Source organism: Mycobacterium sp., assembly GCF_032162105.1.
Lineage (GTDB): Bacteria > Actinomycetota > Actinomycetes > Mycobacteriales > Mycobacteriaceae > Mycobacterium.
The window spans coordinates 1-4,162 of sequence record NZ_JAVRPS010000185.1 but is presented as its reverse complement, the minus strand read 5'-3'; the positions used below and the strand labels follow the sequence as shown (position 1 = coordinate 4,162).

General features: G+C 67.3%; 4 protein-coding genes. 3 read left to right on the top strand and 1 reads right to left on the bottom strand.

The window, feature by feature from the left end:
- Positions 1-862 (top strand): sugar ABC transporter xylitol/L-sorbitol-binding protein XypA (gene xypA, locus QOC69_RS09655; protein ID WP_526438769.1); only part of this gene is annotated, 862 nt, incomplete at its 5' end.
- Here the strand turns inward: xypA and QOC69_RS09650 are convergent.
- On the bottom strand, positions 863-2,035 hold the full coding sequence (locus tag QOC69_RS09650; protein WP_526438767.1) for a pyridoxal phosphate-dependent aminotransferase: 1,173 nt from the start codon (positions 2,033-2,035) through the stop codon (positions 863-865). It abuts the gene before it with no gap.
- Positions 2,036-2,160: 125 nt separating this feature from the next.
- On the opposite strand from QOC69_RS09650, the gene QOC69_RS09645 reads away from it, so the two are divergent.
- On the top strand, positions 2,161-3,372 hold the full coding sequence (locus QOC69_RS09645; protein ID WP_526438765.1) for an acetyl-CoA C-acetyltransferase: 1,212 nt from the start codon (positions 2,161-2,163) through the stop codon (positions 3,370-3,372).
- An 18-nt stretch (positions 3,373-3,390) separates the two neighbouring features.
- On the top strand, positions 3,391-4,162 hold a 772-nt coding region (locus QOC69_RS09640; protein ID WP_526438763.1), incomplete at its 3' end, for an enoyl-CoA hydratase/isomerase family protein.

Sequence of the window (4,162 nt, the reverse complement as noted above, 5' to 3'; positions counted from 1 at the left end):
CATCGAGCTGCTGTGGAACTCGGCCAACAACGACGTCTCCACCCAGGCCAGCCAGGTCGACTCGCTGATCAACCAGGGCGTCGACGCGATCATCGTGGTTCCCGCGCAGGCGGATTCGCTTGGCCCGCAGGTCGCATCGGCCAAGGCGAAGAAGATCCCGCTGCTGGCCGTCAACGCGGCGTTGGAGAGCACCGAGCTGTCCGGGAACGTGCAGCCCGATGACGTGGCGGCCGGTGCGCAGGAGATGCAGATGATGGCCGACAAGCTCGGCGGCCGCGGCAACATCGTCGTCCTGCAAGGCCCGCTCGGTGGGTCCGGTGAGATCAACCGCGGCAAGGGCATCGACCAGGTGCTGGCGAAGTACCCCGACATCAAGGTGCTGGCCAAGGACACCGCCAACTGGAAGCGCGACGAGGCCGTCAACAAGACCAAGAACTGGATCTCCAGCTTTGGACCTCAGATCAACGGCGTTGTCGCGCAGAACGACGACATGGGCCTCGGCGCCCTGCAGGCGTTCAAGGAGGCGGGTCGCACAGGTATGCCGATCGTCGGCATCGACGGTATCGAGGACGGCCTGAACGCGGTCAAGAGCGGCGAGTTCATCGGCACCTCATTGCAGAACGGCACCGTCGAACTGTCTGCCGGGCTGGCCGTCGCCGACGCGTTGGTCAAGGGCGAGCAGGTCAAGACCGATCCGGTCTACATCATGCCTGCGATCACCAAGGACAACGTCGACGTCGCGATCCAGCACGTGGTGACCGAGCGGCAGAAGTTCCTCGACGGTCTGGTCGAGCTGACGAGGGCGAACCTGAAGACCGGTGACATCGCCTACGAGGGCATCCCCGGGCAGAAGCAGGTCTGACTACCTGGTGCTAAGCACGCCAAGGCGCCGGATCGCCTCCTCCATGGTGTCGTCGCGTTTGCAGAAGGCGAAGCGCACCAGGTGATTCCAGTCACCGACGTGCGGGGCGGCGGGATCGCAGAACGCCGACATCGGGATCGCCGCCACCCCCGCCCGCTCCGGTAGCTCGGCGCAGAACGTCGTGCTGTCGGCGTAGCCCAGCGGGCGTGGGTCGGCACACAGGAAGTAGGTGCCGAAGCTGTCGTGCACGTCGAAGCCGATGTCGGTGAGCGCGGAGGCCAGCCGGTAGCGCTTGGCCTGGAACGACTCCCGCAGGGCGGCCACCCACGCGTCCTCGGTGTCCAGTGCGTGGGCCACCGCGGGCTGGAAGGGTGCCCCGCCGACGTAGGTCAGGTACTGCTTGGCCGCGCGCACCCCGGCGATGAGTTCGCTTGCCCCGCAGGCCCACCCGATCTTCCATCCGGTGCAGTTGAACATCTTCGCGGCACTGGAGATGGTGATGGTGCGTCCGGCCATCCCTGGGTAGCCGGCCAACGGCAAATGGCGCCGCCCGTCGAACACCAGCTGCTCGTACACCTCGTCGGTGATCACCAGCAGATCGTGGGCCACCGCGACCTCCGCGATCGCGGCTAGCTCCGCGTCGGTGGCCACCATGCCGGTCGGGTTGTGTGGCGAGTTGACGATCAGCGCCCTGGTCCGTGGCGTGATCGCGGCGTGCAACGCGTCGACGTCGATGGCGAAGCCCCGCCCGTCGGCCACCAGCGGGACCGTCACCCGATGACACCCAGCCATCGCGACGACGGGGGAGTAGGAGTCGTAGAACGGCTCGAACAGCACGACCTCGGAGCCCGGCTCCACCAGGCCGATGACCGCCGCCGCGATCGCCTCGGTCGCGCCGACGGTGACGAGCACCTCGGTGTCCGGGTCGTACTCGACGCCGAAGTGGCGTTGCCGTTGCGCGGCGATCGCCTCGCGCAGCGGCGCGATGCCCAGGCCGGGCGGGTACTGGTTGACCCCTTCGGCGATGGCGTTCTCGGCGGTCTTCAGCATCGCGGGCGGGCCGTCCTCGTCCGGGAAGCCCTGCCCGAGATTCACCGCACCGATCCGGGCGGCCAGGGCCGACATCTCGGCGAAGATCGTGACTGCATAGGGCTCGAGGCGGCGCACGGTCATTGGGGACCAGCCTAGGCCGTCGCCTTCCTTGCTCGCGAGGATGGGCAACCTCCCAACCAGCCGGTTGGGAGAGACTGTTACGCTGCGGACATAGGGTCCCCCAGTCTGACGAACAGGAATTCACCATGTCCGAAGAAGCCTTCATCTACGAGGCGATCCGCACACCGCGCGGCAAGCAGCGCAACGGCGCCCTCAACGAGGTAAAGCCGATCAACCTGGTCGTGGGTCTCATCGACGAACTGCGCGTTCGCTTCCCCGACCTGGATGAGAACCTGATCAGCGACATCATCCTCGGCGTCGTCTCGCCCGTCGGCGACCAGGGCGGGGACATCGCCCGCACCGCCGTGCTTGCCGCGGGCCTGCCCGACACCGTCGGCGGCGTTCAGCTCAACCGCTTCTGCGCGTCCGGCCTGGAAGCCGTGAACACCGCGGCGCAGAAGGTGCGGTCCGGCTGGGATGACCTGGTGCTGGCAGGCGGCGTCGAGTCGATGAGCCGCGTTCCGATGGGCTCCGACGGCGGTGCCATGTTCAGCGACGTCGTGGTGGTCTATGACAACTACATCGCCCCGCAGGGCATCGGCGCCGACCTGATCGCCACCATCGAGGGCTTCTCCCGCGAGGACGTCGACGCCTATGCGGTCCGCTCACAGGAGAGGGCCGCCGCTGCGTGGTCGGGCGGCTACTTCGCCAAGTCGGTGGTCCCGGTCCGCGATCAGAACGGTCTGGTCATCCTCGACCACGACGAGCACATGCGGCCCGGCTCGACGGTGGAGAGCCTCGGCAAATTGCGCACCGCGTTCGACGGGATCGGCGAGATGGGCGGCTTCGACGACGTGGCGCTGCAGAAGTACCACTGGATCGAGAAGATCAACCACGTCCACACCGGCGGCAACAGTTCGGGCATCGTCGACGGTGCCGCGTTGGTGCTCGTCGGCTCCGAGTCGGCCGGTGCCTCGCAGGGGCTGACCCCGCGGGCCCGGATCGTGGCCACTGCCACCAGTGGTGCGGACGCGACGATCATGCTGACCGGCCCCACCCCGGCCACCCGCAAGGTGCTCGACCGCGCCGGACTGACCGTCGACGACATCGACTTGTTCGAGCTGAACGAGGCCTTCGCCTCGGTGGTGCTGAAGTTCCAGAAGGACCTCGACATCCCCGACGAGAAGCTCAACGTCAACGGTGGCGCCATCGCGATGGGCCACCCGCTCGGCGCCACCGGCGCCATGATCACCGGCACCATGGTCGACGAGCTGGAGCGTCGCGGTGCGCGGCGTGCGCTGATCACGCTGTGCATCGGCGGCGGCATGGGCGTCGCGACCATCATTGAACGCGTTTAAGAGAGGGTTCGAACAGAAATGGCAGAGAACACCATTCAGTGGGACAAGGATGCCGACGGCATCGTCACCCTGACGCTGGACGACCCGACCGGCTCGGCGAACGTGATGAACGAGCACTACACCGAGTCCATGGGCAAGGCCGTCGAACGCCTTGTCGCCGAGAAGGATTCGATTACCGGCGTGGTCATCACCAGCGCCAAGAAGACCTTCTTCGCCGGCGGCGACCTCAAGGGCATGATCAAGGCCCAGCCGGAGGACGCAGGCGAGTTCTTCAGCACCGTTGAGGGGATCAAGCGGGACCTGCGGGCCCTGGAGACGCTCGGCAAGCCCGTCGTCGCCGCGATCAACGGCGCCGCGCTTGGCGGTGGCCTGGAGATCGCGCTGGCGTGTCATCACCGCATCGCGGCCGACGCCAAGGGCAGCGTCCTGGGCCTGCCCGAGGTCACGCTGGGCCTGCTGCCCGGTGGCGGCGGCGTCACCCGCACCGTGCGCATGCTCGGCATCCAGAACGCCTTCATGACCGTGCTGAGCCAGGGCACCCGGTTCAAGCCGGCCAAGGCCGTCGAAATTGGGCTCGTGGATCGGCTCGTACCGACCGTGGATGAGCTCATCCCCGCTGCGAAGGCGTGGATCAAGGCCAACCCCGACGCGCACGAGCAGCCATGGGACAAAAAGGGTTACAAGATGCCGGGCGGCACCCCGTCCTCCCCGGCGCTGGCGGCCATCCTGCCGTCGTTCCCTGCGCTGCTGCGCAAGCAGCTCAAGGGTGCGAACATGCCTGCGCCCAGGG

Bases quoted from the DNA above. Each gene is read 5' to 3' on its own strand.
- QOC69_RS09650 (WP_526438767.1), bottom strand. From the start codon at position 2,035: ATGACCGTGCGCCGCCTCGAGCCCTATGCAGTCACGATCTTCGCCGAG.
- QOC69_RS09645 (WP_526438765.1), top strand. From the start codon at position 2,161: ATGTCCGAAGAAGCCTTCATCTACGAGGCGATCCGCACACCGCGCGGC.